This window comes from Enterobacter sp. UNJFSC 003, from assembly GCF_036903355.1.
Lineage (GTDB): Bacteria > Pseudomonadota > Gammaproteobacteria > Enterobacterales > Enterobacteriaceae > Enterobacter.
Genome location: NZ_JBAKHK010000003.1, coordinates 244814 through 262197, shown reverse-complemented (window position 1 = coordinate 262197; position 17384 = coordinate 244814). Strand labels below are relative to the sequence as shown.

Annotated in this window: 16 protein-coding genes and 1 other annotated feature; of the genes, 7 read left to right on the top strand and 9 right to left on the bottom strand. The window is 53.9% G+C overall.

What is annotated here, in order from left to right:
• Window position 1 precedes the first annotated feature (1 nt).
• Window positions 2-142 (top strand): type B 50S ribosomal protein L36, encoded by a 141-nt coding sequence (gene ykgO, locus V5P19_RS11430; RefSeq protein WP_003859006.1) that lies wholly within the window; start codon window positions 2-4, stop codon window positions 140-142.
• Here the strand turns inward: ykgO and V5P19_RS11425 are convergent.
• Window positions 139-849: a GNAT family protein gene (locus V5P19_RS11425; RefSeq protein ID WP_334403282.1), complete on the bottom strand. Its 711-nt coding sequence runs from the start codon at window positions 847-849 to the stop codon at window positions 139-141. The two genes, ykgO and V5P19_RS11425, sit on opposite strands and share 4 nt — an antisense overlap.
• A 101-nt stretch (window positions 850-950) precedes the next feature.
• On the opposite strand from V5P19_RS11425, the gene V5P19_RS11420 reads away from it, so the two are divergent.
• The gene (locus V5P19_RS11420) at window positions 951-2411 is read left to right on the top strand and encodes a PLP-dependent aminotransferase family protein (protein ID WP_334403280.1); all 1461 of its coding nucleotides are present in this window, start codon (window positions 951-953) and stop codon (window positions 2409-2411) included.
• On the opposite strand, the gene V5P19_RS11415 is transcribed toward V5P19_RS11420, so the two are convergent.
• The 6 genes from V5P19_RS11415 to acrA form a co-directional block, all read right to left on the bottom strand.
• Entirely contained in the window at window positions 2383-2850 is a 468-nt protein-coding gene (locus V5P19_RS11415) for a YlaC family protein (RefSeq protein ID WP_334403277.1), read from the bottom strand. The genes V5P19_RS11420 and V5P19_RS11415 overlap by 29 nt on opposite strands.
• A 113-nt stretch (window positions 2851-2963) precedes the next feature.
• Window positions 2964-3515 carry a maltose O-acetyltransferase gene (gene maa / locus V5P19_RS11410; RefSeq protein WP_334403275.1) on the bottom strand — a complete coding sequence of 184 codons (552 nt, stop codon included), beginning with the start codon at window positions 3513-3515 and terminating at the stop codon, window positions 2964-2966.
• A 212-nt stretch (window positions 3516-3727) separates the two neighbouring features.
• Entirely contained in the window at window positions 3728-3946 is a 219-nt protein-coding gene (locus V5P19_RS11405; protein ID WP_334403273.1) for an HHA domain-containing protein, read from the bottom strand.
• Between the two features lie 27 nt (window positions 3947-3973).
• Window positions 3974-4348, bottom strand: a complete 375-nt coding sequence (gene tomB / locus V5P19_RS11400; protein WP_176611029.1) for an Hha toxicity modulator TomB — start codon at window positions 4346-4348, stop codon at window positions 3974-3976.
• A gap of 511 nt (window positions 4349-4859) precedes the next feature.
• Entirely contained in the window at window positions 4860-8006 is a 3147-nt protein-coding gene (acrB, locus tag V5P19_RS11395; RefSeq protein WP_334403270.1) for a multidrug efflux RND transporter permease subunit AcrB, read from the bottom strand.
• A 22-nt stretch (window positions 8007-8028) separates the two neighbouring features.
• On the bottom strand, window positions 8029-9222 hold the full coding sequence (gene acrA / locus V5P19_RS11390) for a multidrug efflux RND transporter periplasmic adaptor subunit AcrA (RefSeq protein ID WP_334403268.1): 1194 nt from the start codon (window positions 9220-9222) through the stop codon (window positions 8029-8031).
• Window positions 9223-9363: 141 nt separating this feature from the next.
• Between acrA and acrR the strand changes: the two genes are divergently transcribed.
• On the top strand, window positions 9364-10017 hold the full coding sequence (gene acrR, locus V5P19_RS11385) for a multidrug efflux transporter transcriptional repressor AcrR (RefSeq protein ID WP_334403266.1): 654 nt from the start codon (window positions 9364-9366) through the stop codon (window positions 10015-10017).
• 113 nt (window positions 10018-10130) lie between these two features.
• Window positions 10131-13478: a mechanosensitive channel MscK gene (gene mscK, locus V5P19_RS11380; RefSeq protein ID WP_334403264.1), complete on the top strand. Its 3348-nt coding sequence runs from the start codon at window positions 10131-10133 to the stop codon at window positions 13476-13478.
• 1 nt (window position 13479) lies between these two features.
• Here mscK and rsmS read toward each other — a convergent pair whose 3' ends face one another.
• Together rsmS and priC are read right to left on the bottom strand one after the other, a co-directional pair.
• Entirely contained in the window at window positions 13480-13653 is a 174-nt protein-coding gene (gene rsmS / locus V5P19_RS11375; RefSeq protein ID WP_334403262.1) for a pleiotropic regulatory protein RsmS, read from the bottom strand.
• Window positions 13654-13667: 14 nt separating this feature from the next.
• Window positions 13668-14195: a primosomal replication protein N'' gene (gene priC / locus V5P19_RS11370; RefSeq protein ID WP_334403260.1), complete on the bottom strand. Its 528-nt coding sequence runs from the start codon at window positions 14193-14195 to the stop codon at window positions 13668-13670.
• A gap of 50 nt (window positions 14196-14245) precedes the next feature.
• Here priC and V5P19_RS11365 point away from each other — a divergent pair, with 50 nt between their 5' ends.
• The 3 genes from V5P19_RS11365 (at window position 14246) to dnaX (ending at window position 17343) form a co-directional block, all read left to right on the top strand.
• On the top strand, window positions 14246-14623 hold the full coding sequence (locus tag V5P19_RS11365) for a DUF454 family protein (protein ID WP_334403258.1): 378 nt from the start codon (window positions 14246-14248) through the stop codon (window positions 14621-14623).
• Between the two features lie 151 nt (window positions 14624-14774).
• Window positions 14775-15326 carry an adenine phosphoribosyltransferase gene (gene apt, locus V5P19_RS11360; protein ID WP_334403256.1) on the top strand — a complete coding sequence of 184 codons (552 nt, stop codon included), beginning with the start codon at window positions 14775-14777 and terminating at the stop codon, window positions 15324-15326.
• 88 nt (window positions 15327-15414) lie between these two features.
• On the top strand, window positions 15415-17343 hold the full coding sequence (gene dnaX / locus V5P19_RS11355) for a DNA polymerase III subunit gamma/tau (RefSeq protein ID WP_334403254.1): 1929 nt from the start codon (window positions 15415-15417) through the stop codon (window positions 17341-17343).
• Window positions 16673-16737: a sequence feature (DnaX frameshifting element), on the top strand. Its footprint overlaps the gene before it by 65 nt.
• Window positions 17344-17384 lie beyond the last annotated feature (41 nt).

The following is a 17384-nucleotide window of genomic DNA, read 5'->3' as shown; positions in this document are numbered from 1 at the left end:
CATGCAGGTGCTTAACTCGCTGCGCAGCGCAAAACAGCGTCATCCGGATTGCCAGATAGTCAAACGCAAAGGACGCTTGTACGTAATATGTAAATCCAATCCGCGTTTTAAAGCGGTGCAGGGTCGTAAAAAAAGACGCTAGAGGCGCATTTCACGCCAGCTTTCCAGGGATCTTCTCTGCTTGCCATCGGCGGTAAAATTGTCGCTGGCAAGCCAGTTTTCAAAGGCCTCAGCCAGCGCTGGCCACTCTTTGTCGATGATCGAAAACCAGTCGGTATCCCGATTATGGCCCTTGGTGACCAGCGCCTGGCGAAAACGTCCTTCGAACTGAAAGCCCAGACGCAATGCGGCCTTACGGGAAGGCTCATTCAGGCTATTGCACTTCCACTCGTAACGCCGGTAGCCGAGGGTATCAAACGCGTATTTCATCAGCAGGTATTGCGCCTCTGTCGACATCGGCGTGCGGCTTAGCAGAGGGGAGAAATGCACGTGTCCCACCTCCATAACGCCATTTTTCGGATCGATCCGCATCAGCGCCAGCGTCCCAACCGGAGCCTGCGTCTGGTTATCAATGACGGTGAAATGTATCGGATCCGCTAACTCACGCACGCTGTCGACCCATCCGGCAAACTCACGCGCGTTAGCATCGGGTTCACGCAATAGCCACGTCCAACTCCGCGTATCTTTTGCCAGAGAATAGGCGGAAAACAGGGCGTCAGCATGCTCGACCTGCAGTGGTTCAAGGCGACAGTAACGCCCCTGAAGCGTCACCCGGGAAGGATGCTGACGAGGCTGCCAGTCAATAATGGCGTCACCTATTGGTTGCCCAAACTGATTGAATGTATTCATTTTAATTTCCTTGTGGCGTGTTAGAACGTCAGACTATCCATTTACTGGTTCCTTAAAAAGAACCATTAAGTTATGTTCTGGTGGTACCACGAGGAGAAGCGATGAATATTCCTGGCGACGAATTTTATACCTTACTCGCTGCGGCGTTGAATCACCGTGGAGAAGAGACCCTGCAGCGTGCGCTTTATCTGGCGTTGCGGGAGGCGATACTCTGCGGCAGGCTGCTGTCGGGATGCCGGTTGTCCGGTTCGCGCGTGCTGGCTCAGCAGCTCAATTTTTCCCGGAACACCGTCAATGCCGCGCTGGAACAGCTCACGCTCGAAGGGTATTTGTTACGAAACCGCCAGGGAACGCGGGTCGCGCAGCGGGTTCAGCGTCATGCTGCTGAGAAGGCGCCTGAGCCTGCGGTCACGCTTGCAAAACGGGTATCGCAGCTGCCTGCGCCTGTCCCCAGAAACACGCCTGTTCCGGCCTTTACGCCCGGTATGCCTGCAATCAACTATTTTCCCCTGCCGCTGTGGCGTCGATTGTACGATCGCGTGCTGCGGGAAGAGGGGAGTGCGCTATTAGGTTATGGCGATCCGGCCGGAGAGCCGTCATTGCGGGTGGCGATTGCTCGTCATCTAGCGCTTTCACGCGGCATTGACTGCGACGCCAGCCAGATTGTGATCACCGAAGGCGCGCTTGAGGGCGTAAATCTGTGCACGATGTTGTTGAGCGAGCCGGGAGATATTGCCTGGGTGGAGGATCCGGGATATGCCGGGGCAAAAAGCGCGTTTGTAAAATATGGCCTGACGATGGTAGGTATGCCGGTGGACGATGAGGGGATGCGCTGGGAAGAAAAGAATGCCGCCTCGCCTTCGCTCATTTTTACCTCGCCTTCTCATCAGTTTCCTCACGGGAGCGTGCTCAGCGCGCGTCGGCGTCTGGCGTTGCTGGCGCTGGCACAGCAACGGAAGGCCTGGATCATCGAGGATGATTACGACAGCGAATTTCGCTACGTCGGCGAACCGGTTCCGGCGATGCTCGGGATGATAAAAAATGCCCCCGTGGTCTATCTTGGAACCTTCAGCAAAACGCTGTTTCCCTCACTCAGAATGGGTTTTATGGTGCTCCCTCCTGCGCTGGCGAAAGCGACACGCCCGGCAATCGGCGCATTACTGCGTGGTGGGCATCGTGCCGAGCAGCGCGCGCTGGCGCTGTTTATTGAGGAGGGGCATTACGCGCGCCACCTTGCCGCCATGCGTCGACTGTATCGTAAACGCTACCGACAGCTCCGCGAGGCGCTCAGTGCTGAACTGCATGTTGCGCATCGGGTGCTGGCGGGAGAAGGGGGGATGCATCTGACGATAGCCATTGACGGGATTGACGATCGCGCGATTGTTGAGCAAGCCAGAGCCTTCCAGCTGGCGCCTGCGGCACTGAGCGGTTATTACCTTGACACGAAGCAGGGGCAAACGGGTCTGGTATTGGGCTACGGTAATACCTCAGCCTCTCAGTTTGCGCCGGGGATCCGGCGCATTCAGGCACTCATTACGCAGCAGCGGGGCGGGAAAGCGTAAAGACATCATAGAAAGAGAGCTCGCCTTTGGTTGATACCATTTTCTGCAGCTTCTCTTTCTGAGCGGCGTCAACTGCCGGTGAATTCAAAATAGTGTCAATTAGCTCCGTGGGCACATAACGCGTGTTGTACCACTCGCCGTTGTAGCAAACGCGAAAATCAAGCACGTCGATATCCTCGTAGCGATAGCGGGGATTAACGTCGAAAAAGAAAAACGCATTAAACACCACAAACAGCACAACCAGAAGCCAGACGGAGTCGACCAGCGTTTCGGAGGTCAGCATCACCACCAGCGTAGCCAGCAAGGCTGCATACATGGCAAGAAACAGGCCGGGATGTTTACGGATAAAGCTAATGCTAAAGCGCGGGCGATTGTCGCGCTTTTCGCGGATGTTAAGATCGTCGATGGTGGCGGTAAGCAGGCGCTGTATCTCGGTCATTTTTTGCCTTCATGAATGTTGACAATACAGGGGATCTGCCTATTTTAGGGGAGCCATAGGGTGGAAAAAAGTAACAGTTAAGCGCCGAAAGACCATAACAGTTTACTCCCGGCTTACAGGGTTTTGATGATTTTTGCCGGATTCCCACCGACCACGACGTTGGCCGGAACATCTTTTGTGACGACGGCGCCTGAAGCCACCACCACATTATCACCAATGGTGACGCCAGGGTTAATGACGGCGCGCCCGCCGATCCAAACATTATTGCCAATACTCACAGGTTTACCAAATTCCACGCCGCTGTTACGTTCCTCAGCATCCAGTGGGTGGGTTGCCGTGTAGATATGGACGCCTGGCGCGAGCATGCAGTTATCGCCAATATGAATAGGGCAGACATCCAGCATCACGCAATCGAAGTTGGCGTAAAACGCTTTTCCCAGATAAATGTTATACCCGTAATCGCAGCGGAAGCTCGGCTCAATATAAGCCCCCTCGCTTTGCCCCAGAAGCTCCGCCAGGATCGTCTGGCGTTCGGGTTTTTCATCAGGCGCAGTGTGGTTATAACGATGTACCAGATGACGGGCACGCAAACGATCTGCACGTAATGTCTCATCACCAGGGCGGTAATGTTCACCCGCAATCATCTTTCTTTTTTCTTCACTCATGGAGAACCTCTCTGGAATCATTCATACCCGCAGGGTAAAGGGGAAGACTCAGAAAGGGAACGTTCCCGAAAGGTCTGTGTGACAATAGTCACAACATTTGTTGCTGATGAGCACGTTTACACGGGGACCTGGCTTTCACGCAGGGATCGTAAATGAAAGGTGAGTTCAGCTTAAAAAAGTGACGTAGAACCTCTACAGACACGCTTCAAAGATTAACGGACAAATTTCCACACAGAAGAAGGAATTTTGTCATACAGCTTATTCATTGTTAACTCTGCGAGGCGGTGATCTGCCGCTGAATAAAATACAGCCAGTTCATTATCAGACAGCTCGTATTTATTTTTTTCAATAACACGTTCGAGCGTGTCGAGTGACTGACAACGTCGCAAGCGCATCAAATAATCGATTTTGGTTAATGGTTTATCAGACATAAATTCACCTTAGTAATTGTAATAATTTTAACAGGAAAGGCTAACAGGATTAGCTCTGCTCACGTTGGTAAAGCAGCGGAATAGACGGTTTCCTGATTTACGCCATTTCTGCAAATCCTGCGCGTTAATGCCGTAACTGCTGAACAACATAAAGGTGTCATCCAGGTATTCGTCAATTTGCTCAATCAGCTTATTATCTTCATTGTACTTAATTTTATAATTAAGTGCGAAGGTCGCGATATGCTCTATCAACTCGTTTAGCTGTAAATTGATTGCAGACGTTGGATCGTTCACCCAGCCATGATTACTTTCATCAAGATTGGCAAGGCAGTCATGGTACAAGGATTCGCAGAGAAATTTCAACTGCGCGATATCATGCCTTTTTGGCGAGTACTCGTCCATAGCGCATCCCCTTTTGAGTGATTTCTTACTCACCGAACATCATTGTCGGGATGGATACAACTTACTTAGCCACACGGGTGCTGTGTTCCTGATATCTCTAACTATAAGCCACTCTGATCAAGATTTCACCGCGCTATTACGAAAAATTACAATTAAAACGCCCCTCTGCGATCCGCTACGCAACGGTTCATCCTTTGGTGGCTATTTTAATCCTAATTCTGCCTTGCACATTGCCCCTTCCTTACATTTCATTGAGTTAGCATTTAGGTTCTAATGGTGTCCAGATTCAGACAACTTATCCTGCTGTTCCTTGGTTAGGAATATTCCTAAACATTTAAGCGAGGATATGAAATTAAAAAAAGGATAAGTTCGAGGATTAAGTTTAACGATAATTATGATATGCCTTATTACGATGGCAGAAAATAAAGAAAACGACAATAAGCGTAATTTATGATTTTTAAGGTAATAAAAAAGGCCGCAAATGCGGCCTTTTTATCAGATGAAACCGGTATCAGTGATGTTCTACCGAATGATTGTGCTCAATATCTTCATTCTTGCGACTGAAGCGGCGACGAACCACCACGAAGAATACCGGGACGAAGAAGATAGCGAGAACGGTCGCGGTGACCATCCCACCCATTACGCCCGTACCTACTGCGTTCTGTGCACCGGAACCTGCGCCCGTACTGATAACCAGCGGCATAACCCCGAGGATAAACGCCAGAGACGTCATCAGGATTGGGCGTAAACGCATACGAACCGCGTCAAGCGTCGCCTCAATCAGGCCTTTACCCTCTTTCTCCATCAGATCTTTGGCGAATTCAACGATAAGTATCGCATTCTTCGCCGACAAGCCAATGGTTGTCAGCAGGCCCACCTGGAAGTAAACGTCGTTGGTCAGTCCACGGAAGGTTGCGGCAAGCAGCGCACCGATAACCCCCAATGGAACCACCAGCATAACGGAGAACGGAATCGACCAACTCTCGTACAAGGCTGCCAGACACAGGAACACCACAATCAGTGAGATGGCATACAGGGCAGGGGCCTGGTTACCGGACAGACGTTCCTGATAGGACATCCCCGTCCAGTCGTAACCAATACCTGCAGGCAGCTTCCCGGCCAGCTCTTCCATCAGGTTCATGGCTTCACCGGTGCTTCGGCCCGGAGCAGCCTGACCGAGGATTTCCATTGATGGCAGACCGTTATAGCGCTCCAGACGCGGTGAACCGTATTCCCAGCGTGACGTAGAGAAGGCTGAGAACGGCACCATCTGCCCGTTACTGCCGCGAACGTACCAGGTGTTGATATCGTTCGGCAACATACGGTATTGCGCCTCTGACATTACGTAGACTTTCTTCACGCGACCGCGGTCGATGAAGTCGTTAACGTAGCTACCGCCCCAGGCCGCACCCAGCGTGGTATTGATGTCACTGATGGAAACACCCAGCGCCTGGGCTTTTTCCTGATCGATGTCGATCTTGTACTGCGGGGTATCTTCCAGGCCGTTAGGACGTACACCCACCAGCAGGTCTGGGTGTTTTGCCACTTCGCCGAATAGCTGGTTACGCGCCTGCGTCAGTTTTTCATGACCCAGACCGCCCTGGTCGATCAGCTGGAAGTCAAAGCCGGTAGCCGTACCCAGTTCAACGATCGCTGGCAGGTTAAAGGCGAAGACCATCGCATCTTTAATCTGCGAGAACGTACCCATCGCACGGCCGGTAATCGCTTCAACTTTGTTCTCCTCGCCCGGACGATCTGCCCAGTCCTTCAGAGAGACGAAGGCGATACCGGTGTTCTGACCACGACCTGCAAAGCCAAAGCCGTTAACCGCAAACACGGATTCAACGTTCGCTTTTTCTTTGGTGAGGTAGTAATCGGTCACTTCATCCAGCACTTTCTGGGTACGCTCTTGCGATGCACCCGCTGGAAGCTGTGCCATTGTCAGGAACACGCCCTGGTCTTCATCCGGCAGGAACGAGCTTGGCAGACGAACGAACAGATAGGCCATGCCCACCACGATGATGATATACAGCAGCAGGTAACGACCGGTGCTGCGCAGGATGTTACCCACGCTGTCGGTGTAGTGGTGCGTGCTCTTATCAAACATGCGGTTAAACCAGCCGAAGAACCCTTTGTGCTCGCCGTGACCACCTTTCTGAATCGGCTTCAGCATGGTTGCACACAGCGCTGGCGTCAGAATCAACGCAACCAGCACCGACAGGGCCATCGCCGAAACGATAGTGATGGAGAACTGACGGTATATCGCACCCGTAGAGCCGCCGAAGAAGGCCATTGGGATAAATACCGCAGACAGCACCATCGCGATACCGACCAGCGCGCCCTGGATCTGACCCATTGACTTACGGGTCGCCTCCTTCGGCGGCAGGCCTTCTTCTGCCATCACACGCTCGACGTTTTCGACCACCACGATGGCGTCATCCACCAGCAAGCCGATGGCGAGCACCATCCCGAACATCGTCAGGGTGTTTATCGAGTAACCAAATATCGACAGAATCGCAAAGGTGCCGAGCAGCACGACCGGCACCGCGATCGTTGGAATCAGCGTCGCACGGAAGTTTTGCAGGAACAGGTACATCACCAGGAAGACGAGGATGATCGCCTCAACCAGCGTTTTAACCACTTCGTGAATCGAGATTTTGACGAACGGCGTGGTGTCGTACGGGTAAACGATTTTCAGACCTGATGGGAAGAACGGTTCCATCTTCTTCAGCTCTGCACGGATAGCCGTGGCGGTGTCCAGGGCGTTAGCGCCGGTCGCCAGTTTGATACCCAAACCGGACGCGGGTTTACCGTTAAACTTCGCAATGATGTCGTAGTTCTCACCACCCAGTTCCACTTTCGCGACGTCACGCAGACGAACCTGAGAACCGTCCTGATTCACCTTCAGCAGAATTTTGCTGAATTCATCGGCGGAGGTCAGACGGGTCTGCGCGATGATCGAGGCGTTAAGCTGCTGGCCTTTCACCGGTGGCGTACCCCCTAACTGACCGGCTGCAACCTGGGCGTTCTGGGCTTTGATGGCGCTGATGACGTCAACCGGCGTCAGCTGGAAGTTGTTCAGTTTGTTCGGATCCATCCAGATACGCATGGCGTATTGGGAACCGAACAGCTGCACGTCACCCACACCGGAAGTACGGCTGATAGCGTCCTTCATGTTGGCGCCTACGTAGTCGGAAATATCCTCCTGCGTCATGGTGCCGTTGGTGTTGATAACGCCGACAACCATCAGGAAGCTACTGGACGATTTCTCGACGCTCACGCCCTGTTGTTGGACTTCCTGCGGCAGCAAAGGCATCGCCAGCTGCAGTTTGTTCTGCACCTGAACCTGCGCGATGTCGGCATCAGTACCTGACTGGAAGGTCAGGGTGATCTGAACCGTACCGGTGGAGTCACTGTTTGAGGACATGTACATCAGGTTATCGATACCGTTCATGTTCTGTTCGATAACCTGTGTAACGGTATCCTGCACCGTTTTTGCATCAGCCCCTGGGTAGGTTGCGGAGATCGTCACCGCCGGCGGCGCAATCGTTGGATATTGCGCGACAGGCAGCTTCAGGATCGCAAGTCCCCCAGCTAACATGATGATTATGGCGATCACCCACGCAAATATGGGGCGATCGATAAAGAAATTAGGCATGTCTTAACGGCTCCTGTTTAAGTTAAGACTTGGTTTGTTCTGACTGGCCCGCGGCCGAAGCTTGTTGTTTCTCGTCAGATTTCACTTCCTGTGCTTTAACCTGCGCGCCAGGACGAACTTTTTGCAAACCAGTAATAATTACGCGATCGCCATCTTTCAGACCTTCCGTCACCAGCCATTTATCGCCAATCGCCTGCGTTGCGGTGATATTGCGAATTTCGACTTTATCATCAGCTCCCACAACCAGCGCGCTCGCATCGCCACGCGGCGTACGGGTCACACCCTGCTGAGGCACCAGAAGTGCGGTTGGGTTAGTCCCTTCTTCCAGACGCGCGCGAACGAACATACCTGGCAGCAGATTTTTGTCAGGGTTCGGGAAAATGGCACGTAAGGTGATGGAACCGGTAGTCTGATCGACCGTCACATCAGAAAATTCCAGTGTGCCTGCCTGCGGGAACTTGATACCGTCATTCGTCACAAGCTCAACTTTGGCTTTACCGTTTTCCTGCTTCAGCGTGCCGTTTGCTAACTCTTGTTTCAGTCGCAGGAAATCATTGCTGGACTGAGTCACGTCAACGTAGATCGGATCCAGCTGCTGAACGGTGGCCAGCGCAGTGGCCTGACCGTTTTGTACCAGCGCCCCTTCCGTCACGGAAGATTTACCGATGCGACCGCTGATAGGTGAGGTCACTTTCGTATAGGCCAGGTTAATGCGGGCGGTTTCAACCGCTGCTTTTGCTGCCACGACGGCGGCGTTAGCCTGCTGTGCATCTGCCAGGGCGGTATCGTAATCCTGTTGGCTGATGTACTGCGTGCCGAGCAGTTTTTTGTAGCGGTTAAGCGTCAGCTGAGAAATTTTGGCTGCGGCTTCCGCTTTGGCCAGATCGCCTTTCGCGCTCTCATATGAGGCCTGATAGGTTGCTGGATCAATCTGATACAGAGACTCACCGGCTTTGACGTCACCGCCCTCGGTGAAGTTACGTTTCAGGATGATCCCATTCACCTGAGGACGAACTTCCGCAATGCGGTAAGCGCTGGTACGACCTGGTAATTCCGTGGTGATTTGAAGAGGTTCGGATTTGAGCGTCACGACACCAACTTCTGGCATCTGCTGAGCGCCTTGCTGAGCCTGTTTGTCGTCACATCCTGTAAGCGCTAAGCTGCCTGAGAGCATCAGAACGACCGCCAGAGGCGTTAACCCTCTGTTTTTGTTCATATGTAAACCTCGAGTGTCCGATTTCAAATTGATCAATGGTCCTGAGTCCAAAAACCCATTGCTGCGTTTATATTATCGTCATGCTATGGTACATACATTCATAAATGTATGTAAATCTGACTCCTGTAAATTCACCGACGTATGGCACGAAAAACCAAACAACAAGCGCTGGAAACCCGTCAACACATCCTTGATGTGGCAATGCGTTTATTTTCTCAGCAAGGTGTGTCGTCAACCTCGCTGGCGCAGATTGCTCAGGCCGCGGGCGTCACGCGGGGAGCGATTTACTGGCATTTTAAAGACAAGTCAGATCTGTTCAGTGAAATCTGGCAATTATCAGAGTCCAGCATTAGCGATCTTGAGAGTGAGTATCGGGCAAAATTCCCTGACGATCCACTCTCAGTATTAAGAGAAATATTAGTATATATCCTTGAAGCAACGGTAATTGAAGAACGTCGCAGGTTAATGATGGAAATCATATTCCATAAATGCGAGTTCGTAGGGGAAATGGCGGTGGTCCAGGAAGCGCAGCGCAGCCTGAGTCTGGAGAGCTATGACCGCATCGAATTGACCCTGAATCAGTGCATGCAGGCAAATATGTTGCCGGCAAATTTACTGACCCGCCGGGCGGCAATCCTTATGCGCAGCTACATTTCTGGCCTGATGGAAAACTGGCTTTTCGCGCCACAATCTTTCGATCTCAGAGAGGAGGCGCGCAGCTATGTGGCGATTCTGCTGGAAATGTTTCAGTTATGCCCGACGCTGCGCAGCGACGTCACTCCGCTAAGCCGCTGAACCAGTTCCAGGAATTATCTCAGAGACGAATGTTCTCGCTATTCTGCTTCAGGCGAGCGTGATATCCTGCACGCCGGACTATTTTCGGTCATCTTCTGACATCACTCACAACTATGCTGCACTCCAATCGCTCGCAACATCCTGTTCTTGCATTGCTCTTTGCGATGCTGTTTTTCTTTGCAACAGCACCGCTTTCCTGGGCGCGCGCCGATAGCAGTAATGATATCCCCACGCGTGCCGAGGTTCAGTCGCAACTTGACACCCTAAACAAACAAAAAGATCTCTCTCCTCAGGATAAGTTTATCCAGCAGGATTTGATGGAAACGCTGGAATCGCTTGATAAAATTGAGCGTGTTAAAGCCGAAACGGCTCAGCTTCGCCAGAAGGTCGCGCAAGCGCCAGAGAATATGCGTAAGGCAACGGAAGCGCTGAGTGCGCTGAGCGACGTCGATAGCGATGACGAAACGCGCAAAACGCTCGCCACGCTCTCACTGCGCCAGCTGGAGTCGCGTGTCGCTCAGCTGCTGGACGACCTACAAACGGCCCAGTCCGATCTGGCGACCTATAACAGCCAGCTCGTCTCCCTGCAAACCCAGCCCGAGCGCGTGCAAAACGCAATGTACGCGGCGTCCCAGCAGCTCCAGCAGATCCGTAATCGCCTTAACGGTACGACGGTGGGGGAAGGCGCGTTACGCCCGACCCAGCAAACGCTGCTGTTGGTTCAGCAGTCGTTATTGAATGCGCAAATTGAACAGCAGCGTAAAAGCCTGGAAGGGAATACGGTGCTGCAGGACACGCTGCAAAAACAGCGTGATTACGTCAACGCGAATATCAATCGTCTGGAACACCAGCTTCAGCTGCTGCAGGAAGCGGTGAACAGCAAACGCCTCACCCTGACGGAAAAAACCGCTCAGGAGGCCGTATCGCCAGATGAAACCGCCCGCATTCAGGCCAACCCGCTGGTTAAACAAGAGCTGGAGATTAACCATCAGCTGAGCCAGCGTTTAATTCAGGCAACCGAAAGCGGCAACTCGCTGGTTCAGCAAAACATCAAAGTCAAAAACTGGTTGGATCGCGCGCTGCAGTCCGAGCGTAACATTAAAGAGCAGATTGCGGTTCTGAAAGGCAGCCTGCTGCTATCGCGTATTCTCTATCAGCAACAGCAGACGCTGCCGTCTGCCGATGAGCTGGAGGACATGACCAACCGCATTGCCGATTTGCGTCTCGAACAATTTGATGTAAACCAGCAGCGCGACGCCCTTTTCCAGAGCGATAACTTTGTTGCCAAGGTGGAAGAGGGCCATTCCAGTGAAGTGAACCCTGAAGTTCACGATGCGCTGCTGCAGGTGGTGGATATGCGCCGCGAGCTGCTTGACCAGCTCAATAAACAGCTGGGTAACCAGCTGATGATGGCGATTAACCTGCAGATCAACCAGCAGCAGCTTGTAAGCGTCTCTAAAAGCCTGCAGGAAATCCTGACTCAGCAGATTTTCTGGGTGAACAGCAACAAGCCGATGGACTGGGACTGGATCAAATCTTTCCCTGAAACGCTAAAAACCCAAATTAAAAGCATGAAAATCACCGTTAACTGGGAGAAAGCTTGGCCTGCGGTGATGATTGCCTTCCTGGCAGGGCTACCGCTGTTGCTGATTGCCGGCTTAATTCGCTGGCGTCTGGGCTGGCTTAAGAAATACCAGGCGAAGCTGGCAGGTGAAGTGGGGCAATTACGTAACGACAGCCAGCTCCACACGCCAAAAGCAATCCTGATTGATCTGATCCGCGCGCTGCCGGTTTGTCTGCTTATTCTGGCTGCCGGGCTGATCCTGCTGACCATGCAACTCAATATCAGCGATCTCCTTTGGGCATTCAGTAAAAAGCTGGCGCTGTTCTGGCTGGTCTTTGGCCTGTGCTGGAAAGTGCTGGAAAAAGATGGCGTTGCGGTACGCCACTTCAATATGCCGGAGCAGATTACCAGCCACTGGCGTCGCCAGATTGTGCGTATCAGCCTCGCGCTGTTACCGCTGCACTTCTGGTCGGTGGTTGCCGAACTCTCTCCCCTTCATCTGATGGATGACGTGCTGGGACAGCTGGTTATCATGCTCAACCTGCTGCTGATTGCCGTCCTGATGTGGCCGATGTGTCGCGACAGCTGGCGCGATAAAGAATCGCATAATCTTCGTCTGGTCACCGTGACGGTGCTGGCGATCATTCCGCTGGCTCTGATGGTGCTGACCGCAACGGGCTACTTCTATACCACGCTGCGTCTGTCCGGCCGCTGGATTGAAACGGTTTACCTGGTGATTGTCTGGAACCTGCTTTTCCAGACCGTTCTGCGTGGTCTGAGCGTGGCAGCGCGTCGTATTGCTTACCGCCGCGCCATTGCCCGTCGCCAACATCAGGTGAAAGAGGGGGCCGAAGGGGCCGAGCCGCAGGAAGAGCCGACCATTGCCCTGGAGCAGGTCAACCAGCAAACAATGCGTATCACTATGCTGGTGATGGTGGCGCTGTTCGGGGTGATGTTCTGGGCCATTTGGTCCGATCTGATCACCGTATTCGCCTACCTCGACAGCGTTACCCTCTGGCAGTACAGCGGCACCGAAGCGGGTGCGACGGTAATGAAAAGCGTGACCATGGGCAGCCTGCTCTTTGCTCTGGTGTCGCTGGTGGTCGCCTGGGCGCTGATACGTAACTTGCCTGGCCTGCTGGAAGTATTGGTGCTGTCCCGCCTGAACCTTCGCCAGGGGGCATCCTACGCGATTACCACCATCCTCAACTACGTGATCATTATCGTTGGCGCGATGACGGTCTTTGGTTCGCTGGGCGTTTCGTGGGATAAACTGCAGTGGCTGGCGGCCGCGCTCTCCGTCGGTCTGGGTTTTGGCTTGCAGGAGATCTTCGGTAACTTCGTCTCCGGCCTGATTATCCTGTTTGAACGTCCGGTGCGTATCGGCGATACGGTCACCATCGGGACCTTCTCCGGCACCGTCAGCAAGATCCGAATTCGCGCGACCACCATTACCGACTTCGATCGGAAAGAGGTGATCATCCCGAACAAAGCGTTCGTGACCGAGCGTTTAATCAACTGGTCGCTTTCTGATACCACGACGCGCGTCGTGATCCGACTCGGTGTGGCCTATGGATCCGATCTGGATAAGGTGAAAGAGGTGCTGCTGCAGGCGGCATCCGAACATCCGAAAGTGATGCACGATCCGGCGCCGGCGGTATTCTTCACCACCTTCGGCCCGAGCACGCTGGATCACGAGCTGCGCCTGTACGTGCGTGAATTACGCGATCGCAGCTACACCGTGGATGAGCTGAACCGCGCTATCGATCGTCTGTGCCGCGAAAACGACATCAATATTGCCTTCAACCAGCTTGAGGTTCACCTGAGAAACGAGAAAGGTGAAGAGCATACGGAAGTGAAGCGCGAGATTAAGGGTGACGATCCCACGCCAGCCTAATCTAGTTGCCCTCTCCCTTAGGGAGAGGGCAACAGGCTTTCACCTTTCCCTCAAAGTCCCGCTTAACAATTTCCAGCGCCTTCAGCACCGTCGTCGCCGGGAGTTCATGGTTTTCCAACAGCATAATCAAATCGACGGCCAGCTTGACCTCATCGGGTGCATTTTCCAGTGACATACGGGACTCCTTTTTTAGCGGGTCAGGCGTTCAATTACGCGCTCAATCTCGTCCAGCGCCTGACGGCAGCGAACGATACGTCCTTCCAGCGCGCTAATTTCGCGCATCAATAACTGCTGTTCTTCCAGCGTTTCGCTGTTTTTCAGCCGCGCTTCTCGCTCACGCTTCATCTCAAACAGCCGGCGTTCGAACTCCTGATTCTCCAGCCGCTTGCGCTGCCATTTGCCGAGACCGGGCGACGCAGTATCCCAGGCGCGCAGTGGCCAGGCGATGATTTCGCGATGCAGGGCGGTCATCTGCTCAGTGAGATGCTCAGCAAGCCACGCCGCCTGTTCCTGCTGCTCGTTCTCTACCGCATGGCGTAACTCATCAAGGTTTGCCTGCGCTTCACCAAGATAATCCTGTATGCGCGTGCTGCGGGTACGAAAAAGCTGCCGATCAAAGCGGGGCTTCAGCGTGGCGTGCCCCATCAGCGGCGTAGCCTGCGCCCGCAGGGCGATCAGCTGATTTTGCAGCGTCTCCAGAAGCAAGGCTGTTTTCAATACACTCTCCAGTGGTAAAGTAGCCGTTCAGTTTGATAACGATTCGCATTATGCAGCGTACTATTTTAATCATCATTGGCTGGCTCGCGGTAGTGCTTGGCACAATAGGCGTTGTTTTACCCTTATTGCCAACCACGCCGTTTATCCTGCTGGCGGCCTGGTGCTTTGCCCGCTCGTCGCCGCGCTTTCACCATTGGCTGCTGTATCGCTCATGGTTTGGCGGCTACCTGCGCCACTGGCAAAAACACCGGGCAATGCCCCCCGGGGCCAAGCCGCGCGCGATTGCCGTTATCCTGGTTACCTTCGCCATTTCATTATGGCTGGTGAAGATGATGTGGGTGCGCATCCTGCTGCTGGCGATCCTCTCCTGCCTGCTTATCTTTATGTGGCGGATCCCCGTGGTTGATGAAAAGCAACAAAAGCACTGAAGCCTTATCATGACGGTTGCAATTATTGTCCGCAGCCAGTAAATTCGACCGTTTTCGAGCACAGGTGCGCCTGGTCAAAGGTTAAACAATTGTTGCCTTGGCCGACTCTTTGCGCGCTGTGAGTAACACTGTTTCATTTAGGCACAAACCGATGACCGCAACTGCACAGCAGCTTGAATATCTGAAAAACAGCATCAAAAGCATCCAGGACTATCCAAAGCCTGGCATTCTTTTCCGTGATGTCACCAGCTTGCTGGAAGACCCGAAAGCGTACGCGCTCAGCATTGAACTGCTGGTAGATCGTTATAAAAACGCCGGGATCACCAAAGTAGTAGGTACCGAAGCCCGTGGCTTCCTGTTCGGCGCGCCGGTTGCGCTGGCAATGGGCGTGGGTTTTGTGCCAGTGCGTAAACCCCGCAAGCTGCCGCGTGAAACCATCGCCGAAAGCTACGAGCTGGAATACGGCACCGATCAGCTGGAAATCCATGTTGATGCCATTAAACCTGGCGATAAAGTACTGGTAGTGGACGATCTGCTGGCGACCGGCGGCACCATCGAAGCCACCGTGAAGCTGATCCGTCGCTTGGGTGGTGACGTGTCCGATGCGGCATTCATCATCAACCTGTTCGATCTGGGTGGCGAACAGCGTCTGGCAAAACAGGGCATCACCAGCTACAGCCTGGTGCCTTTCCCGGGTCATTAATCCCGGTTTTCACAACCTCGCTCAATGGGTGAGGTTGTGATAGCATTCCCCTCCATAAATTCACCTTCCAGCGTTGCAGAGCCTGCCCATGAGTTATCAGGTGTTAGCCCGTAAATGGCGACCACAAACCTTTGCTGACGTTGTCGGTCAGGAACATGTGCTGACGGCCCTGGCGAACGGCTTGTCGCTAGGTCGTATCCATCACGCCTATCTTTTTTCCGGCACCCGCGGCGTCGGGAAAACCTCTATTGCCCGTTTGCTGGCAAAAGGGTTGAACTGCGAAACCGGGATCACCGCCACCCCTTGCGGCGTGTGTGATAACTGTCGAGAAATTGAACAGGGGCGTTTTGTCGATCTGATCGAAATCGATGCTGCCTCGCGTACCAAAGTTGAAGATACCCGCGATCTGCTGGATAACGTGCAGTACGCCCCGGCGCGTGGCCGCTTCAAGGTCTACCTGATCGATGAAGTCCACATGCTGTCGCGTCACAGCTTCAACGCCCTGCTGAAAACCCTGGAAGAGCCGCCTTCGCATGTGAAATTCTTGCTGGCGACCACCGATCCGCAAAAACTGCCGGTCACGATTTTGTCGCGCTGCCTGCAGTTCCATCTGAAGGCGCTGGACGTTGAACAGATCCGCGCTCAGCTCGAGCATATTCTCGATGAAGAGAAAATTGTTCACGAACCGCGTGCCCTGCAGCTGCTGGCGCGCGCGGCTGACGGTAGCCTGCGTGATGCGTTAAGCCTTACCGATCAGGCGATTGCTAGCGGTGATGGGAAACTCTCGACCGACGCGGTTAGCACCATGCTCGGTACCCTGGATGATGACCAGGCGCTTTCGCTGATTGAAGCGATGATTGCCGCCAACGGCGAACGGGTGATGGCGCAGGTCAACGCGGCCGCTGCCCGCGGCGTCGAATGGGAAGCGCTGCTGGTTGAGATGCTCAGCCTGCTGCACCGCGTAGCGATGCTGCAGCTTTCGCCGTCGGCCATCGGTGCGGATATGGCGGCCATCGAACAGCGGATGCGCGAACTTGCCCGCACCGTGCCGCCTGCTGACGTTCAGCTTTACTACCAGACGCTGCTGATTGGCCGCAAAGAGCTGCCGTTCGCACCGGATCGCAGAATGGGCGTCGAAATGACGCTGCTGCGCGCGCTGGCGTTCCACCCGCGAATGCCGCTGCCCGAGCCGGAGGTGCCCCGGCAGTCCTTCGCGCCTGTCGCCCCTACGGCTGTCATGTCGCCGCAGCAGGTGCCACCGCAGCCGACTCCGCCGCCACCGCAAAATGTGCCGCTGTCGGATACCACCAGTTCGGTGCTTGCCGCACGAAGCCAGTTGCAACGTGCGCAGGGAGTAACCAAACCAAAAAAGAGTGAACCGGCAGCGCCAGGAAGAGCGCGGCCGGTAAATAACGCCGCGCTTGAACGACTGGCTTCGGTTACGGAGCGCGTTCAGTCGCGCCCTGCGCCGTCCGCGCTCGAGCAAAAAGCCCCGGTGAAAGAAGAGGCTTACCGCTGGAAGGCAACCACTCTCGTTGAAGAGGTGAAGGAAGAGGTTGCCACGCCAAAAGCGCTGAAAAAGGCGCTGGAGCATGAAAAGACGCCGGAGCTTTCCGCAAAACTCGCGGAAGAGTCCATTGAACGGGACGCTTGGGCCGCTGAGGTCAGCAAGCTGCAGTTGCCGAAGCTGGTAGAGCAGGTTGCACTCAACGCCTGGAAAGAGCAGGACGGTAATCAGGTGCGGCTACATCTTCGCCCGGGTCAACGGCATCTTAATTCCCCTGGTGCACAAAAGGCGCTGGCTGAAGCGCTCGCTGCATTACAGGGGATGCCGGTTGAATTGACTATCATTGAAGATGATAATCCGACGGTGCGAACGCCACTTGAGTGGCGACAGGCCATTTATGAAGAAAAACTCACGCAGGCGCGTGAGTCGATTATTGCGGATAACAACATCCAGACCCTGCGCCGGTTCTTCGACGCCGATCTGGATGAAGAGAGTATTCGCCCCATTTGATCGTGAGTCTGACTTGCGGTTTTAATCGTAAAACGTGAAAG